19 protein-coding genes are annotated in these 16,538 nt (G+C 51.7%); 14 read left to right on the top strand and 5 right to left on the bottom strand.

Annotated features, from left to right (window positions below; translation table 11 throughout):
• Positions 1 to 48 precede the first annotated feature (48 nt).
• The 5 genes from ACO6VX_RS10725 to ACO6VX_RS10705 all read left to right on the top strand — a co-directional run bounded on the left by ACO6VX_RS10725 (position 49) and on the right by ACO6VX_RS10705 (position 2,533).
• A complete protein-coding gene (locus ACO6VX_RS10725) occupies positions 49 to 195 on the top strand; it encodes a hypothetical protein (RefSeq protein WP_241197653.1) in 147 nt (48 codons plus the stop codon).
• A 48-nt stretch (positions 196 to 243) separates the two neighbouring features.
• Entirely contained in the window at positions 244 to 666 is a 423-nt protein-coding gene (locus tag ACO6VX_RS10720) for a hypothetical protein (RefSeq protein ID WP_010247334.1), read from the top strand.
• 116 nt (positions 667 to 782) lie between these two features.
• Complete coding sequence (locus ACO6VX_RS10715; RefSeq protein WP_033760254.1) at positions 783 to 1,013, top strand: hypothetical protein; 231 nt, start codon at positions 783 to 785, stop codon at positions 1,011 to 1,013.
• Between the two features lie 152 nt (positions 1,014 to 1,165).
• A complete protein-coding gene (locus tag ACO6VX_RS10710; RefSeq protein WP_022624743.1) occupies positions 1,166 to 1,411 on the top strand; it encodes a hypothetical protein in 246 nt (81 codons plus the stop codon).
• A 684-nt stretch (positions 1,412 to 2,095) separates the two neighbouring features.
• Positions 2,096 to 2,533, top strand: a complete 438-nt coding sequence (locus ACO6VX_RS10705) for a VOC family protein (RefSeq protein ID WP_337030011.1) — start codon at positions 2,096 to 2,098, stop codon at positions 2,531 to 2,533.
• Between the two features lie 222 nt (positions 2,534 to 2,755).
• On the opposite strand, the gene ACO6VX_RS10700 is transcribed toward ACO6VX_RS10705, so the two are convergent.
• The gene (locus ACO6VX_RS10700; RefSeq protein ID WP_031592446.1) at positions 2,756 to 3,706 is read right to left on the bottom strand and encodes an AraC family transcriptional regulator; all 951 of its coding nucleotides are present in this window, start codon (positions 3,704 to 3,706) and stop codon (positions 2,756 to 2,758) included.
• A gap of 108 nt (positions 3,707 to 3,814) precedes the next feature.
• On the opposite strand from ACO6VX_RS10700, the gene ACO6VX_RS10695 reads away from it, so the two are divergent.
• Both ACO6VX_RS10695 and ACO6VX_RS10690 read left to right on the top strand, forming a co-directional pair.
• Positions 3,815 to 5,038, top strand: a complete 1,224-nt coding sequence (locus ACO6VX_RS10695) for an MFS transporter (protein ID WP_010670290.1) — start codon at positions 3,815 to 3,817, stop codon at positions 5,036 to 5,038.
• Between the two features lie 334 nt (positions 5,039 to 5,372).
• Positions 5,373 to 5,819, top strand: a complete 447-nt coding sequence (locus tag ACO6VX_RS10690) for a GNAT family N-acetyltransferase (protein ID WP_157353375.1) — start codon at positions 5,373 to 5,375, stop codon at positions 5,817 to 5,819.
• A gap of 334 nt (positions 5,820 to 6,153) precedes the next feature.
• On the opposite strand, the gene ACO6VX_RS10685 is transcribed toward ACO6VX_RS10690, so the two are convergent.
• Entirely contained in the window at positions 6,154 to 7,695 is a 1,542-nt protein-coding gene (locus tag ACO6VX_RS10685; protein WP_164480419.1) for an MFS transporter, read from the bottom strand.
• A 121-nt stretch (positions 7,696 to 7,816) separates the two neighbouring features.
• Between ACO6VX_RS10685 and ACO6VX_RS10680 the strand changes: the two genes are divergently transcribed.
• Both ACO6VX_RS10680 and ACO6VX_RS10675 read left to right on the top strand, forming a co-directional pair.
• Positions 7,817 to 8,707, top strand: coding sequence for a LysR family transcriptional regulator (locus ACO6VX_RS10680; RefSeq protein ID WP_422458118.1), 891 nt, complete (start codon positions 7,817 to 7,819; stop codon positions 8,705 to 8,707).
• Positions 8,708 to 8,976: 269 nt separating this feature from the next.
• Complete coding sequence (locus ACO6VX_RS10675) at positions 8,977 to 9,522, top strand: GNAT family N-acetyltransferase (RefSeq protein ID WP_052271598.1); 546 nt, start codon at positions 8,977 to 8,979, stop codon at positions 9,520 to 9,522.
• Between the two features lie 158 nt (positions 9,523 to 9,680).
• Here ACO6VX_RS10675 and ACO6VX_RS10670 read toward each other — a convergent pair whose 3' ends face one another.
• On the bottom strand, positions 9,681 to 10,067 hold the full coding sequence (locus ACO6VX_RS10670) for a GlcG/HbpS family heme-binding protein (protein WP_422458133.1): 387 nt from the start codon (positions 10,065 to 10,067) through the stop codon (positions 9,681 to 9,683).
• A gap of 110 nt (positions 10,068 to 10,177) precedes the next feature.
• Positions 10,178 to 10,588 carry a hydroxyisourate hydrolase gene (gene uraH / locus ACO6VX_RS10665; protein ID WP_064702938.1) on the bottom strand — a complete coding sequence of 137 codons (411 nt, stop codon included), beginning with the start codon at positions 10,586 to 10,588 and terminating at the stop codon, positions 10,178 to 10,180.
• Positions 10,589 to 10,724: 136 nt separating this feature from the next.
• Between uraH and hprR the strand changes: the two genes are divergently transcribed.
• Together hprR and ACO6VX_RS10655 are read left to right on the top strand one after the other, a co-directional pair.
• Positions 10,725 to 11,405, top strand: a complete 681-nt coding sequence (gene hprR, locus ACO6VX_RS10660) for a response regulator transcription factor HprR (RefSeq protein ID WP_422458117.1) — start codon at positions 10,725 to 10,727, stop codon at positions 11,403 to 11,405.
• Entirely contained in the window at positions 11,398 to 12,756 is a 1,359-nt protein-coding gene (locus ACO6VX_RS10655) for a heavy metal sensor histidine kinase (protein WP_422458116.1), read from the top strand. Before hprR ends, ACO6VX_RS10655 begins: the two co-directional genes overlap by 8 nt.
• 263 nt (positions 12,757 to 13,019) lie before the next feature.
• Here the strand turns inward: ACO6VX_RS10655 and ACO6VX_RS10650 are convergent, their stop codons facing one another.
• On the bottom strand, positions 13,020 to 13,313 hold the full coding sequence (locus tag ACO6VX_RS10650; protein ID WP_010670299.1) for a DUF1330 domain-containing protein: 294 nt from the start codon (positions 13,311 to 13,313) through the stop codon (positions 13,020 to 13,022).
• A 401-nt stretch (positions 13,314 to 13,714) separates the two neighbouring features.
• On the opposite strand from ACO6VX_RS10650, the gene ACO6VX_RS10645 reads away from it, so the two are divergent.
• From ACO6VX_RS10645 to ACO6VX_RS10635, 3 genes are all read left to right on the top strand, one after another.
• Positions 13,715 to 14,620 carry a LysR family transcriptional regulator gene (locus ACO6VX_RS10645; protein ID WP_422458115.1) on the top strand — a complete coding sequence of 302 codons (906 nt, stop codon included), beginning with the start codon at positions 13,715 to 13,717 and terminating at the stop codon, positions 14,618 to 14,620.
• 147 nt (positions 14,621 to 14,767) lie between these two features.
• A complete protein-coding gene (locus ACO6VX_RS10640) occupies positions 14,768 to 15,328 on the top strand; it encodes a YfiR family protein (protein ID WP_187500461.1) in 561 nt (186 codons plus the stop codon).
• Between the two features lies 1 nt (position 15,329).
• Positions 15,330 to 16,538 carry a diguanylate cyclase domain-containing protein gene (locus ACO6VX_RS10635; RefSeq protein WP_033760306.1) on the top strand — a complete coding sequence of 403 codons (1,209 nt, stop codon included), beginning with the start codon at positions 15,330 to 15,332 and terminating at the stop codon, positions 16,536 to 16,538.

Below are 16,538 nucleotides of genomic sequence, written 5' to 3'. Positions count from 1 at the left end.
GTGGCCCTGGCGGCGATGGAGGAAATAACAGCGCCAGCGGTAACGGGAATGGCAGCGGTAATGATAACGGCACTGGCAACGGCTCCGCTAACGGTAATGGTTCCGGAGACGGTGACGGCGGCGGTGATGGTGGTGATAGCGGTGGCGATGGTGGTGATGGCGGCGGTGCGTAATCAGGCTGCAGAATCTAACTAAAAATGGTCGCCTCATGAAGGCGGCCATTAATTAAAGGATGAAACTTCTATGTCAAAGCTACACAACACGCTGATTTTTTTTCCACTATCTGCAGGGCTGCTCCTTTCCCTGCCGGTATTCAGTCAGACACTCCCGCAGGACACTATTCAGCTGTCTGCCTGTGAGAGCCTGAACGGACAAGATGGGAACGGCAGTTCGCCTGATGGAGAAAGTGGTAAAGACGGCGTGCCCGGTACAGGCTGTCTGAACGGAGGTAACGGCGGTAACGGTTCTGCTACAGGTGGTAACGGCGGAAATGGGGGAAATGGGGCAGGCGCCGCGACTGAACCCTACCATAAACACCACAAACATCATAAAAATGGACAGGGTAGCGCCAATGGTGGCAACGGGGGTGATGGTGGTTCAACTGACAATGCGCCCGGAGGTGCTGGCGGTGATGGAGGTAACAATGACCAGTCAGAACATCTGTAAACGATACCGTACCCTACTAAGGTGCTCCACTCTGATACTGGTGATTTTTACACACTGCGGTTATGCCTCTCCGGCCTCCCCGATTCCTTTTCCTGATTCCTTATCACTGATTTCTGATGGTGGAAACGGCGGGGACGGTGGTCCGGGCGAAAACGGAGGGGATGGCGGTAACGGCGGTAATGCTGGTACAGGCTCCAACTCAAATGGCGGAGATGGCGGAAATGGCGGCACTAACGGAGCCGATGGAGGGGATGGTGGCAACGGAGGAAGCGGGAACAACTCATCCGGTGGTGATGGTGGTGATGGTGGTGATGGCGGTGATAGCGGCGGCGGCATATAAGTCATAGCGCAGAGGATGATATGAAAAACCTTCTCATGAAAGCTGTATATCTCATTATTCTCACCTCAGCATTACTGAGACCTTTCATGGTCGTACTCACGGTAACCTCTTCTCTGGCGGCCGGAATATTCAGCACTGCGGCATGGGCAGACGGCGACGGTGGCGACGGTGGTGACGGTGGCGGTGACGGAAACGGGGGAGACGGAGGGAATGCTGGTTCTGGCAGCAACGGAAATGGCGGCGACGGCGGTAATGGTGGTGAAAACGGAGGAAATGGAGGGAACGGCGGTAATGGTGACGGATCAGGTAATGGCGGAAACGGAGGCGATGCGGGTCCTGGCGGCGTCGGCGGGCAGGGTGGCAGTGGCGGGAATGAGGGAGGACATGATGGTTCTCCCGGGATGAGTGGAGCTAAATAGTTATCCCTATGCCGTTAACGTGGTTTGCCGGAGATTGATGACCCCGGCGACTTCATGCATACAGACTAAGCAGACAGCAAGGCAATGCTGAGACACCGGGTTGCCAGGCCTGAACTGCAAAGCCGGTGAAGTCATATCAGTCGTTTTTACCGGCACCAGTAAATCCCGATCTTCCTTAAAAGACATCGCATAGTGTCAGCCTGAGTGATGGCAGTTTATCCGGCACCACCCAACGATCCATTTCCCGCCCGGCCTCTGCCGACTCCTGTGACATAACCCCGGCCTCTTCTGCAGGGGAACGGGTTGAATCGCGGCATGCTGGTCACAGATGTTATGTTGCATTAGAGCTGAAAGCCGTTCTTATCAGGCCAGGATATTAAGGATCGCAACATAAAAAGAAGATACATGTGGTGAGTGTCCGCTATGAGCGGACAGCGGACCAGCGCAGGTTTTCTATAATTGATATAGGCTTGCGACGCAGTCGCGTATTTTTCTACAGGGATTAGTTAACGTGCATAGCTCTCACGGTAGATAATCATAAAGATATCATTCAGGCCAGTCTTAACTCTATGTTTTGATGAGTAAATTACCTCCACACTTATCGTGAAGTACTAAAATACAGATTTCAGATAGTTTGGTGCTCATTTTTTGAAACTCAGCAGGTAATTTCATGATAAAAAGAGCTGATCACGTCGGTTTTTCAGTTAAAAACATTCAAGAGTCATTACTCTTCTGGACTCATATTCTTGGAGGGGAGTTATTACGCGAAGGGAAAATGTCTGGGCCTATCATTGATGAAGTCACAGGCGCAAGGGGGGCTGATGTACGAATGGCGTTACTTGAACTGGCTGGTATTAAAATTGAATTACTGCAATACGATAACATTAAACAGCCAGAAGAACCTTCAGCACCCTACATCCCTGGCTATGCTCACCTTGCGTTTATAGTTGAAGACCTTGATACGCTCTTGAGCAAAGTATCGGAGTATGGCTGGAAAACACCAGGTAAACCTCAGACGGTCTTATCAGGCCCCATGCAGGGAACCAGAGTAATATATTTACAAAGTCCCGATGGGCAGACGCTAGAGTTAATGGAGCGCGGTCAATGAAGTCCACATGGCCTAACCCGTTATCTGCTTATTAAAACAATGATGTTTGCAAGGCCCGCTCCTGTCACAAAGTAAACTGCCATCGGGCTGATGACCGCCATATGCCAGTAGCGGATACTGTTTTTAATATGATTTATTTCATTTTGTTCTGCACTTCCTGGAGCACAAAGGAAGTCAAGCTACGTCGCGATTACTGCTATCCCCGCCAGGGATAAAACTCCATTAGCTAAGCAAACGTACCGCGCCCGGAGACTTGCCCGTTACACGCTTAAAAGCCCGGCTGAAAGCAGCCTGAGAGGAGTATCCCAACCGTTGCGATGCGGTGTCGACGGTGATGTTTTCTGACGACAGCCAGCGGACAGCGAGATGCATCTTTACTTCTGTTGCATACCGTAGCGGTGGGACGCCGATGGTGGTCTGAAACCTTTCGGCGAATGCGGAGCGGGATATATGCGATTCGGCAGCGAGTTCTGCCACGCTCCAGTCCCGGCCCGGTTCGCGATGAATCGCCAGGATGGCCTGAGCCAGACGCGGATCGCGCAGTGCTGCAGCCAGGCCAGGGCTATTGCCGCAACCATCTTCCACCCATCCTCTGATAAACATCGCTCCAGCCACATCGGCAAGCCTGGCGAGAATACCTGCATAACCCACGCGTCCGGAGCATATCTCACGCTTCATCGCATCAAGGATATGCATGAGTCCCGGCCACTGAATCCCCTTTGCATCGGCATGCATAATTTCAGGCAGCACATCCGCCAGCCGCTGCATGCTTCCCAGATCAATTTTCATGCAACCAAAAAACAGCACAGCGCCTGGCGTTTCCTGAGTACTCGGGCAGGTATCAATGCCACTCACTTTTTCATCCAGTGGTGCCGTTTCAATATTGTCGATATCCAGCACGTCGGCGGCTGTTGCCGACAAAAGCTGATGCCGTTCGCCGTGGGGAAGAAATACAGCCTCTCCGGCTGAAAGCGTAAGAACTTCGCCGTTTGCACTATGGAGCACCATCTCCCCCACAGCGACGTAGTGCAGATAAGCATGACCGGGCCTGCTTGCGAAGTTCAGGCCAAACGTATCTCCCGTCTGGATACGCTGATATCGCACGCCGTATAGCCGCAGGCCGGAAAGCAACTCGCTGATGAGTTCTGATGACAGAGCGAAGGATGAAGTCATATGCCTTTCCGGGTTTTGGGTAAAAAAGTGAGGGTTTTAGAGCATAGATCATCCAGCTGCGCCTGAATAGACTTCTTCTCCTGAAACGACTTTCCAGGAGACTTAGAAATGACGGATGAAACTTCTATCAGGGTTCACAAAGAAAGAGTGCAAAGAGATGAGAAAATCCAGCCAGCCTGGCTTGCGGTTTTTTCTTTAACCATGGGTGTTTTTGGCCTGCTCACCGCAGAGTACCTGCCTGCCAGCTTATTAACGCCTATTGCCCGGGATTTGGGTGTGTCAGAGTCTCTTGCAGGACAGGCCGTAACAGTGACGGCGGTGATTGCGTTATTTGCCGGATTACTGATACCGCGATTAACGCGTGCGCTGGACCGGCGCATCGTGTTGTTGAGCTTTACTGCCCTTATGATCTTCTCAAATCTGCTCGTGGCGCTCTCTTCAGGTATTGTCATGCTGCTGGCAATGCGCATCCTGCTGGGTATCGCGTTGGGTGGATTCTGGAGTATGGCAGCGGCGGTTGCGATGAGGCTAGTGCCGGAGAGGCTGGTACCGCGGGCGCTGTCGATCATTTTTAGTGGAATCGCGGTAGGTACTGTTGTTGCCGTACCGCTGGGAAGTTATCTGGGCGAGATGTCTGGCTGGCGTAGCGCGTTTATTGCCGCTGCTGCGGTTGGCGCACTCTCTTTCATTTTTCAGTGGCTGACGCTGCCCGGAATGCCGCCGGTAGTCAGGACCAGGACGGCATCCGTATTTTCTCTGCTCCAGAGGCCGGGCGTGAGCGTGGGCATGCTGGGGTGCGTGCTTGCACACACCGGCCAGTATGCGCTGTTTACCTATATACGGCCTGCGCTGGAAGGACTCGCACACATAGATGCAAAAGGGCTGGCGTTAATACTTCTGGTGTTTGGCGTTGCTAACTTTATCGGGACACTGTCGGCAGGGTGGCTGATGGAACGCAGCCTGCGTTTTACGCTGATTATTATGCCTGCTCTGGTGGGAGCTGCGGCACTGGGTATGATCACTCTGCCGTTATCAATCGCCGGGCTTACGGCGCTGGTCATGCTGTGGGGGCTGGCATTTGGTGGCATACCGGTGGCATGGTCAGGTTGGGTCGCCCGGACTCTTCCCGATGAGGCCGAGAGCGCAGGGGGTATGGTGGTCGCCGCCGTTCAATCCTCCATTGCCGCGGGTGCAGCAATAGGTGGTCTGATATATGGCCTCAACGGGGTGACGGGGGTATTCATTACAGCTGCCTGTATCATGCTTACTGCCGCGCTGGTTATTGCATTCCGGGTCAGAGTCTCGTCATCAGCTGAAGGAACGCAAAACTGACCATTTCAGTGACATTTAATATGTTGGGACACCTCAATCGAACAGCGTAACATCCCCGGACCGCACAGCGTTCCGGGCCTGCTGGCTGAGTCTGTTGGCAAAGGGGCGGGTTAACTTCTGAAGCTGGTTAACAGGCGCTACGGCAAAAAGCGGCGCTTAGCAATAATCAGTAAGTGCCGTTTACTCGCTATTCTGAAATATCACCATTCTCAGTGGTGATTCAAACGTGCAGAGAAAACATTCCTTAACAGAGACGCTTGAAAAACAGTTTCCAGGTGATATCTTCAACACATAACTACCTCATCAGGAAGACAGTGTGATTACTCTCAGGAATATGAATGAAGAAGAATTCGTAAATTATCGTTCTCTTTTCATCCATGAATATTCGCAGGATCTGCAAAACAATCGCGGATATCTTTCCGAAAAAGCACGAATCAAAGCCATAGAATCTATTGATACAGTGTTAACAAAGGGAGTTGTGACCCCGGCTAATCAGCTGTGGTGTATCCAACAGCCTGATGAACCAGAGGACGTTATTGGCATCCTCTGGCTGTCGATCACCGGGTCATCAGCCTGGATAAGTGATTTCTACATTTATCCTGACTGGCGCGGCCGTGGATTCGGTGGTCTGGCCTTATGCGAAATGAAAAGATTGCTAAAAATAATGAACATCGATGAAGTCGGACTTAGGGTAGCTCCGAATAATGCCTCAGCCAAAGCACTGTATCAGAAGAATGGCTTTCATATTACCGGCATCAATATGTCTCAAAATTTAAAATAAATAATTTAATAAAGCGTTCTTACCAGTAGCCAAAGAGAATATCTTTTTTAAAGATCCCGCCGTGCAGCGCCTCATAATACACATTTGAGGAAATATTTTTTACGACACACTGCATTATTCTCCATAACCCGCTGAGAAAAGAACGGCCTCTTAATCACAACGGGTTTAACCGTTACCTCATGGGTGATTTTGACTAAGTTTGTCCCGTGAAAAGAATCAGCTTTACGAGGGGCCGCTCCTGGCATAGAGCAGTCTGACATCGGATAATACCCGCTATGAGCGAAAAGCGGACGTGATGAAATGAACGCTTACGACCTTATTCGATCAGGATTTTTCACTCATCTCTGGCCAGCGTATTGCCTGCAGCACAGCCTTGCCTCTGCCGACCCAGCGTGATCCAGACCATCAGCGCGCAAATCAGCGTGACAGCAGCCAGAACTCTAAAAAGAAACGTATACGCAGTGTCATAACTGTCCTGAAGCAATAATCGTGAAATACCGGGTAACATCGCAGCGGCCTGCTCAGTACTGCCGCCCCCCAGCCATGCGGCAGCCTGGTGAATGACCTCTGGCGCATACCCGTGAACGGTGTTTTTCAGATTCAAATCATTCATTTCTGTTAAAAATGCTGACGCCATCGCCAGAGCGATCCCTTCTCCAGCAACGCGAACGGTATTAAAGAGGCCTGCGGCCATGCCCGCTTTCTCCACAGATACAGCTGAAAGTGCCAGACCATCCATCAGTCCCCATGGAAGCGCAGCGCCGGTACCCGTCATAATAAGTGAAAGCACAAGAAAATTACTGCTGTTACCCGGTAGTGCGTATCCGAGGAAAAGCAGCCCGACTGATGCAATAATAAGTCCCGCAGCTGAAACGGTTCCCGGAGAAAACCACCTTGTCAGCAGTGCGGCAATGGACGGGAAAACCAGCATTGGAGACGTCAGCGCCATAAGATAAAAAGCGCTCCGGGACTCACTCATCCCGTCACCGCCCATAAAATGCAGCGGAATAATAATCAGCAGCACAACATAGCAATAGCATGTTGCTATCGGCAGTAGCAGAACGCCGGCAAAGCGCGGGCGCAGCAGCAGAGAGATATCCAGAACAGGATTTTCAACCCCCAGGCAACGCACTACAAACCCGCTGAAAAGCAGCATGGCGGAAATGAAAAGGGCGAGTGTGGGAAACGATAAAAACCCAAAGGCAGGTATAAGCATCACCGCTGATGTAAATAACATCAGGGCTGCAGTAAACATGATTAATCCTGTGCCGTCTGGTTTCTGATGTCCGCTCTCTTCTGATGCTGGCAGAAACGCAGCACCGGTCAAAAGTACAATGCCTGAAAGCAGAGCTAACATGGCATACAACCATCTCCAGCCCAAAGCATCCGTAATGAAACCCATCAACACAGGGCCGAACGCCAGGCCCACGCCAAACATAGTGCCAAGTATGCTGAAGGCCCGTGTCCTGTCCGGACCTTCATAGAGACGGGCCAGTGCGGCGCTGCCGCTGGCCAATATCAAGGCCGCCGCAAGACCCTGCAGTGACCTGAACAACCCAGCCATAAAGATATCCTGAGTCAGGCAGATCATAACGCTGCTCAGGCAAAACAGGGCTGAGCCTGCGGTAAAAATGCGCTTTCTGCCAGTAACATCCGCAGCAACACCGGCTGACAACAAAAAACTGCCGAAAGTCAGCATAAATCCATTCGTCAGCCATGACAGCGCGGCAGGCGAGCCGCCAAGCGCCTGTTGTATTGCCGGCGTGGAGATTACACCACCGGTAAAGCTTAACGGCAGCAATATAGCCGCCAGATAGACAGAAAAGGCTGCCATATTCCTGGCCATTGGACTGGGTGTTCTGGCTGAAGTTGCCATTGGGTGACCTTATGTTTCCGAAAAGCGGATGGGTTAACAAACTTCAGTAATGTTATTGCAGACATCAGAGTGAATAAATACACTGAAAATCTCTTCTTAACGGACATTAAGTTTATAATCAATGGACAGTCTGACCTCTCTTACTTCGTTTGTCCGGACAGCGGAGACGCTGAGTTTTGTACAGGCCGCAAGGCTGCTTGGGATTTCTGCCTCAGCGGTCGGGAAGAATGTCGCCAGACTTGAGCATAAACTGGGCGTACGTCTCTTAAACCGCAGTACAAGAAACGTGAGTCTGACAGCGGAGGGGGCTGCTTTATTAATCCGCTGCCAGCAGATTCTTGAGCAATTACAGGAGGCGGAGTCAGAACTGACGAGCAGCTTAGCGCAGCCTTCCGGGAAGCTCAGGGTTTCACTTCCTGTCATTGGCTACAGGTTGATCCTTCCTCTTCTGCCGGACTTTTCCCGCCGTTATCCTCATGTAGAACTCGATCTCGATTTCAGCGACCGGCTGGTAAACATCATTGATGAAGGATTTGATGTAGCCATACGAAGCGGTGAACTGACGGACTCCCGACTGAAATCTAAAAAGGTTGGTGATTTTCGTTTTGTGCTCTGCGCCAGCCCTTCCTATTTGAATGAATATGGCGTACCCGGCTCGCCAGCGGATTTAACGATGCACAGGTGCATTTCTTTTCGTTTTCCCTCAACGGGGCTGCTCCAGCCCTGGGAACTGCGCGGTATGTGCCCGGGTGCTGATTTGAGGACAGCCTCTGTTCTGACCGTAAATAATATAGAGGCTTCTGTTCGCCTGAGCCTGTCAGGTATGGGGATTTGCTATGTGCCCGGTTTTGTCGTTCGCGAATCTTTGAACACGGGGCAACTGAAAGAGGTATTGCCAGGTAGCTGTACCAGGCAGGGGGTTTTCTCGGCACTCTGGCCAGCCAGCCGGTATCTCTCACCGAGAATACGCTGCTTTGTCGATTTTATTGGTGAGTCCGGCCTGTCTCTGTAATCTGTACCAGGCAGTTAATGCTTTCTGAAATCGTATGCACTTTTATGCTTATCTTAAAATCATGAACGTTCGCTCCTGAAAAAAAGGGGCGGGTAACAGTCAGATGTCCGCTAAGAGCGAAAAGCGGTCGTTGATTACGCGTAATACAGCGACCTGCTACAAGGCTTCAAATGGTTGAACCCTATAACAGAAGTAGATAATAAAGGTTTATGCTCAAGCAATATGTTACTGGTCTACGAGATGGCAGCTTTCTTTATTAAGGGGAACATATGAAAACACCTGCATTGGAAACTTCGCGCCTTTATCTTCGTCCACTTCAAGCCGAAGATGCTCTTCAAATCCAGAAGATTTTTCCGCAGTGGGAAATTGTTCGCCATCTTGCCGCAGGATTTCCCTGGCCTTTCCCTGACGATGGAGCCAGTCGTTATGTCAACATGCTCGCGCTACCTGCATCAGCCAAAGGATTAGCCTGGTTCTGGACCATAAGACGTAAAGAAGAACCATCAGCTATGATTGGGCTGATAAGCCTTTCAGATGAAAAGGATAACAACCGTGGATTCTGGATTGTGCCTGAGTGGCAGCGTAAAGGGTATATGTCTGAAGCATGTTACGTAGTTACTGATTTTTGGTTTAATACTCTTCATCGGGAAGTTTTGCGAGCGCCAAAAGCAAGCGCAAATAGCGCATCAAAAAAAATATCGTTGAATAACGGAATGCGGCTTGTTCAGAATTGCAAGAAACAATATATCGAAGGCGAACTGGATTCTGAGTTATGGGAAATAACCAGGCAAGAGTGGAACAGTCAAAAAATCTGACCAGAGGCATAGTGTAAAAAGAAAATCTTAACCTTTGTTACTCTGAGTCCGCTTCTGGCACAAAGCAGCCGTTCTGGCGGCGACTTAATTAAACAACACGGGGAACAGTTTATTCCCCGTGTCTGGCAGGAATAAAACCTGCCGCGCGTTCATCATGATTACGGTTGCTTGCTGTTACCCAGCACTTTATTAATCGCTTCGGTCCCACATTGATCGTCGGATTCCGCGCCGCCGGTGCCCGCCATGCCGATAGCGCCGATCCACTGGCCGCGATACTGCACCGGCACGCCGCCGCCAAGCAGCAATAGCTCATTAACCGTATTCAGATTGACGCTTTCCGGTGAGGATTGCGCCTTTATGGTCAGTTGTCTGGTTGGCGTTTTGGTGGAGAGCGCAGTAAACGCTTTACGCCAGGCTGCCTGGGTGTTGTGGGGACCCACGTTGTCATCCCGCATCAGCGTGACCAGATTTCCACCCCGATCTACCACGGCGACGACGCCCTGACGATTCATATTATGGCAGGCGGACAAGGCCTCCGTTGCCAGTTAATTACTCAGCGCCTGCGTCATGTCATAGACGGAGGCTGGCTCAGCAGCGAGCGCCACGGCAGGTCCGGTAGTCAGCATCAATGCCAGCAGTAAACGTTTCATTTATCTCAGCTCCCGCGATAGGTGGAATAACCGTACTGGCTCAGCAGCAACGGAATGTGATAGGTGGTAGTGGTATTGGTGATATGGAACTCCACCGGGATTTCGGGGAAGAAACTCTGCTGTTGATGTGCCGCAAAATAGTGACCGGTTTTAAAAATCACCCGATAGTCACCCGCCTCAAAGGGCTTTGCTGGCCAAAGTGCATCTATCCGACCCTGCTGGTTAGTATTGGCGGTATTCAGTACTTTCCAGCTTTCTCCCTGTTTCTGCTCAAGCATCACCTCAACCTCTGAGGCCGGCAGCCCGGTCTGCTGGTTCAGCACATGAACGCTCAGCGGATTTTTACTGGCCGCGAAGGTGACCGCGGGAACGGCAAGCAGCGTGGCGAGGGTCAGGGCAGTGAGGCTCTTTTTCATTTTTTAATACTCCGGTGTTAATCACCCCGCTGTTATACCTGTACGGTTGTTCGTTCTGCCTGTCAGAAAGATGACCATATTGTCATCTGGCGCTGAAACGCTGGGGCGGTCATAAATTTCATGGCAAACTGCGCCGATGAAACTATTACTGATTGAAGATAACCAGAAGGCGAGCGCCTGGGTGCGTAAGGGGCTGGAAGAAGCGGGCTATACCGTGGATTACGCCGCAGACGGCCGGGATGGCCTGCATCTGGGGCTGTCACATCCCTACAGCCTGGTGATACTGGATATTATGCTGCCGGGAATGGATGGGTGGCAGGTGCTGAAAACCCTGCGTACCGCCAGTCAGATTCCGGTGATTTGCGTGACTGCCAGAGACTCGGTGGATGATCGGGTGAAAGGGCTGGAACTGGGGGCCAATGATTACCTGGTTAAGCCGTTCTCTTTTGCGGAGTTGCTGGCTCGCATAAGGAATCAGCTCCGGCAGCAGCAGCCGCACAGTAGCGTCCTGCGGGTAGGCGATCTGGTGCTGGACTCAGCGCGCTTTCAGGTTGTGCGTGACGGTGTCACTCTTGCACTGACGCGCAAAGAGTTCATGCTGTTATGGCTGCTCGCCAGCCGTCACGGTGAGATTCTGCCGCGGACGCTGCTGGCCAGCGAAATATGGGGCGTTAATTTCGACAGTGAAACCAACATCGTCGATGTTGCTATCCGTCGCCTGCGCCGTAAAGTCGACGATCCCTTTCCTCAAAAGCTCATCACTACGGTAAGGGGCATGGGGTATTGCCTGTCAGAAAAAGGAGGCGAGGGTGACTAGCCCTTCTCTGACGCTGCGGCTGACGGCGATTTTTACGCTGATCATGGCGATGGCCTGTGGCGGCATCAGCCTGATTCTGTATAAAGCATTACGCAGTGAACTGGTCTGGCGGGACGATCAAACGCTGATCAACCGGGCGGCGCAGTTAAGACAACTGCTTGAAGATGGAGCCCATCCCAGCTCGCTACCGCTTTACTTCAATCGAATGGTCGATATCCATCAGGACATTCTCAGCATCCGCTCGCAGCATGAGCAAAACGTCAGTATTAATCATACCGGAATATCGTTGCCCGCAATCTCGCCCACGCCGGTCAGCATGCCACCCAGTGAGAAACAGCTGCACCGCTGGATCAGTGCGGATAAGACGGAAGCGTCGGCGTTAAGCCTGCAGGCAAACTCCTCGCTCGGGCCGGTAACTATTACGCTTGCCCGGGTCGCGCGGGAGCGAGCACTGATGCTGGAGCGTTATCGCCAGCAAAGCATTCTGGTTTCACTGGCGGCCATATTGCTGTGCGCCGCAGTCAGTCCGCTGTTGATTCGCAGAGGGCTAAGGGCGATCGGCCGGTTAAGTAAGATCGTGGCAGAAACGGCCAGTGACCGGTTAAATCAGCCCGTGCCGCTTCAGGCTATCCCGCAGGAGCTGCTACCGATTGGCAATGCGCTTAACGCTATGCGTCAGCGCTTATCCACGGACTTTATCCGTCTGACCCAATTTGCCGACGATCTGGCCCACGAAATCCGCACGCCCATTAATGTGTTACTGGGCCAGAATCAGGTCGCGCTGGGTCATGAACGCTCTGCCGCTGAATATCAGACGCTGCTCGAAGGCAACATTGAAGAGCTGGAGAGTCTGTCGCGTCTCACTGAAAACATTCTCTTCCTGGCTCGCGCCACGCACCACAATATCAGACTCAATAAACAGGACTTCCTGCTGCAGGACGCGCTGGAATCGCTGATCGACTTTCTTGAACCGGTTGCGGAAGAGCAGGAGAAGGCCATTGAGCTGAGCGCCGCAGGCAGCCTCACCGCGGATAAAATGCTGTTCCAGCGTGCGATGAGTAACCTGCTGATCAACGCCATTCGTTATTCGCCAGAAAAAGGCACGATTCAGGTCAGTACCTGTCATCACGCTGACTACGTTGAGATTGAGGTGTTGAACGCGGGCGAAGCGCTGGAGGAGCCTGAAAAATTATTTGAACGCTTCTGGCGGGGCGATAACGTCCGTCATACGGCCGGAAGCGGGCTGGGACTGTCGCTGGTAAGCGCAATCGCCGCTTTACATGGCGGAAGTGCTTACTACCGGCATGAGAACGGGCACAATATCTTTGGCCTGCGCCTGCCCCGAAAGTGAGTGTCTGTACGAAAAACCTCATCCGTGCTGCTTTAATGAAAGCAGAAGGGGATGGAAGCGAGCTGCGGAAGTCATAAAGTCAGACACAGCCACCCCCTTGCCTGTTACACGCTACCTAACCGGCACGGTGGTCAGGTAGCGTCAATTACCAGAATATACCTTGTCACTTTCTCGGGTAAATCCCGGCACCACTTTGCATGCTGATGACATCCTGCGGGCCCCAGGTCCGCTGGAGTCTGCAGCGGCACATGACGGAGAAGTGTTTAAAGGCTTGCCCCTTCAACCAGCACAAACGTCCCGTGCGCAGCCCCTGCACGCAACAGCCTGGCAGCCTGATACGCAGGGCTTTCATAAAAACCTTTGGCTTCGGCAAAAGATTCGAACTCAAATACCACATGCCGTTCATGCGCCTCTCCCTCCAGATTTTCATACTGCCCTGACCAGGCAACGATCTTCGGATTAAACGCCTGCATGGCTTCGCCTGCAGCTCTGGCATAGTCAGCGTATGCGACAGGGTCCGATACGGTCACGTGAGCGATTAAATAACCTTTGTTCATTTCTCTTTTCCTTCCTGACAGGGGGATAAAATCCAGCGTAAGGCAGCGCGACTGGCGTGCACCAAACCCGGAATGGGGGCTAAGCTTTCAAATCTTCCTTCGGGTCAACGGATTGAGTGGTGAGTAACAACCTTTTCACTGAGTGCTTCCCGATACCCTGGGTCATGTTTGTCGCGGAACCGACAGTGATCTGAATGATGCGGGGATCTGAGCCAGTGCTTATGTACATAAACCTGCATGGCAGTTCGCAACGGCGTTAAGCCGTCCGAGAGACGATTCACCTTCATAACGTTCAGATCGCGTTCTGCAATATCCGCGGTATGAAAGCAGTCTATTACCCATTAATATGGTGATAAATAACGTAAGAAATAACGCACTGTTACTCTGAAGGGGAACAATGAATGAAAAACCTTGAGGCGCTGATTATTTTCGCACGCGTGGCGGAAATGAAGAGTTTTACTCAGGCAGCTGAAAGCCTGGGAATTCAGAAAGGACGCGCCTCATTAGTAGTGCGCGAACTCGAAAGGGAGACAGGCGCCACGCTTCTGCATCGCACCACGCGAACAGTGCAGTTAACGGAAGATGGACGGGCTTTTTACTCACGCGCCCGCGATCTGTTATCGGAAGCCGAAGAATTACAGTCCATGTTCTCTCACGAGGGGATGTCACTGCGGGGCAGGATACGCGTTGATATGCCTGCCGTGCTGGCACAATGCGTGGTAATCCCCGCGCTGCCTCAGTTGCTGGAGGCACACCCTGAACTGGAGATCGAGCTTTCAAGTACCGATCGGCGCGTTGATTTAGTTCATGAAGGGTTTGATTGTGTCATCCGTCTGGGGCCAATCGTTGATGACACGCTTATTGCTCGCCCGCTGGGGCAGCTGCGCATGATCAATGCAGCCAGTCCGGGCTATCTGGCGCGCTTCGGGGTACCGCAGACGATTGATGATCTGCTCAATCAGGGACACCAGATGGTCTATTACCAGCGGAGCTTTGGTTCGAAGCCAGATGGCTGGGAGTATCCGGCGGATGACGGCTACCAATTGCTGATGTTACCCGGCGCCATAAGGGTAAATAGCGTACCGGCCTATCATGAGGCGGGACTGGCCGGGCTGGGCTTGATCCAGGGCGGTTACTCCACACTCGCGCCCTATATTGAACGCGGTGCGCTGGTTGAAGTCCTTCCCAATCTGCGTCCTGAGCCGCTCAGTGCCTTTTTTGTTGTCGCACACCGACGAAATCTGTCGCGGCGTGTCAGAGCCTTTATGCACTGGACAGAAGAAATTTTAAAACCTTATTTTGACTGATAGCACAGTGATTCTTACGCCAGATAAAAGTACACCAACAGGGTATGTGGCGAACCAAACCAGAAGTACAATTTTAACCAGCGCTATGCTAATATTTCCACGCTTATTAAGGCGTCCTGCCATGCGTAGAATTTTTGGGAACGCAGTATGATCGATAAATATCAAATTCATCATGACGTCGATGTGCTGCTTTTCATACGCCACATCTGCAAACTCGTTTATACGGGACTTATTTTGCTGCTGCTTATTCCTCATATTGCCAGTGCCGAAATAAAAGATGACAAAGCCAATGATATCGTCAGTGGTATTATCAGCTTCACTCAATGGACGGGCTTAAAACAACCGCCTCAATTATGTATTTTTTCTTCAGCCCGGCATCTCTCCTTGCCGGACACAGCCTCCTCTGCGGCATCCACATTCACCGTTGTTTATCTTGCCAGCGCAGGCGACCTGCCGTCGCACAGATGCGACGCCGTCTATTTCGGCGATCAGACGTCACAACAGCAGGTGGACCTTATTCAGCAGTTTAAGGGCAGAGCCGTTCTTACCCTCGCGGAGAACAATGCGGATTGCACGCGGGGCGCCGCGTTTTGCCTGATTTTTCATCCGGGCCACACGCTTTTTTCCGTTAACCTTGATTCGCTTGCCAGAAGCGGTGTCAGGGTGAGTCCGGACGTGCTTTTGCTGTCCCGCGAGAGAAGCGAATAAAATGAAATTCGATAAATTAAGAAATGACAAATCATCGATACGCAATAAACTGCGAAAAATAAGCACCATCAACGCTGCGGTGATATTACTGTTGTGCTGGCTGTTGCTCTCCTCGACGTCGCTGCTATTTATTAAAAATTACGAGAAGCGAAACCTTGAATTAATCGGCGCAACCCTCAGCACCACGCTAACCGCTGCGACCGTTTTTTCCGACAGTTACGATGCGCACAATAAGATTGCACGGCTCGGCAATGAAGGGATGTACGCGTCTGCGAAACTGGTCACTAAAGATCACATTGTTCTGGTCAACTGGCATGCTCAGCAGGAGCAGACGGGCTGGTATTCGCGGTTATTACGTGAGTGGATTTATCTTAAACCGCTTAACGTTAGTATCATTCACTCTGACGTTGCTGTCGGTACATTAACGCTGGAAGGCACCGTGACCGGCGCGGTGAGTTTCATTCGATACTCCTTCATGATTCTGACCAGCGGTATGCTATGTGTCCTGATTATCTCCCTTTTGCTGAGTGAATTTCTGCATCGGGGTATGCTCGCTACGCTGCGCAACATTACCAGTTCGATTCACTATGTGATTCATTCCGGTGATTTTTCCTTGCGTATACCGGAGAGCACGACGAGTGAGTTTCAGCTATTTTCAGATGATCTGAATTCGTTGCTGAGGGAAATGCAATCGCTGAAGGCTTCGCTTATGCGGGATAATCGCTCGCTGGCAGCCAAAGCGCTGGAGGACCCGTTAACCGGTCTTGCAAACCGCAGCGCGTTTGCTGCTCACCTTTCGCGGCTTCTCGACCAGCAATATGCTGAGGAGCGTTTTGCCTTACTCTTTCTTGATGGCGATCGCTTTAAAAGCATCAACGATAACTGGGGCCATGCCGCCGGGGATGAGGTATTAAAAGCGATAGCAGCACGGCTGTTATCACTGGCATCTGAACAGGATCTAGTTGCCCGGTTAGGTGGGGATGAATTTGCCATGCTGGTGAGCAGTCAGGTCAGTGAGGAGCAATTACAGCAACTCATGCAGGACATCCATGACCTCATCATGGAAAAAATCATCCTTGCAGAAGGTACGCCGATAAATACCTCGGTTACCATTGGCTACGCCTGGTCACAACACGGCGATACGGTTGAGTCTATTCTCGAACGCGCTGACATGAATATGTACAAAAATAAGCGAACAAATAAGGCTTAA

It is taken from the genome of Pantoea sp. BJFS-204 (genome assembly GCF_049310725.1).
Lineage (GTDB): Bacteria > Pseudomonadota > Gammaproteobacteria > Enterobacterales > Enterobacteriaceae > Pantoea > Pantoea agglomerans.
This window is presented reverse-complemented; position numbering and strand designations above follow the sequence as displayed.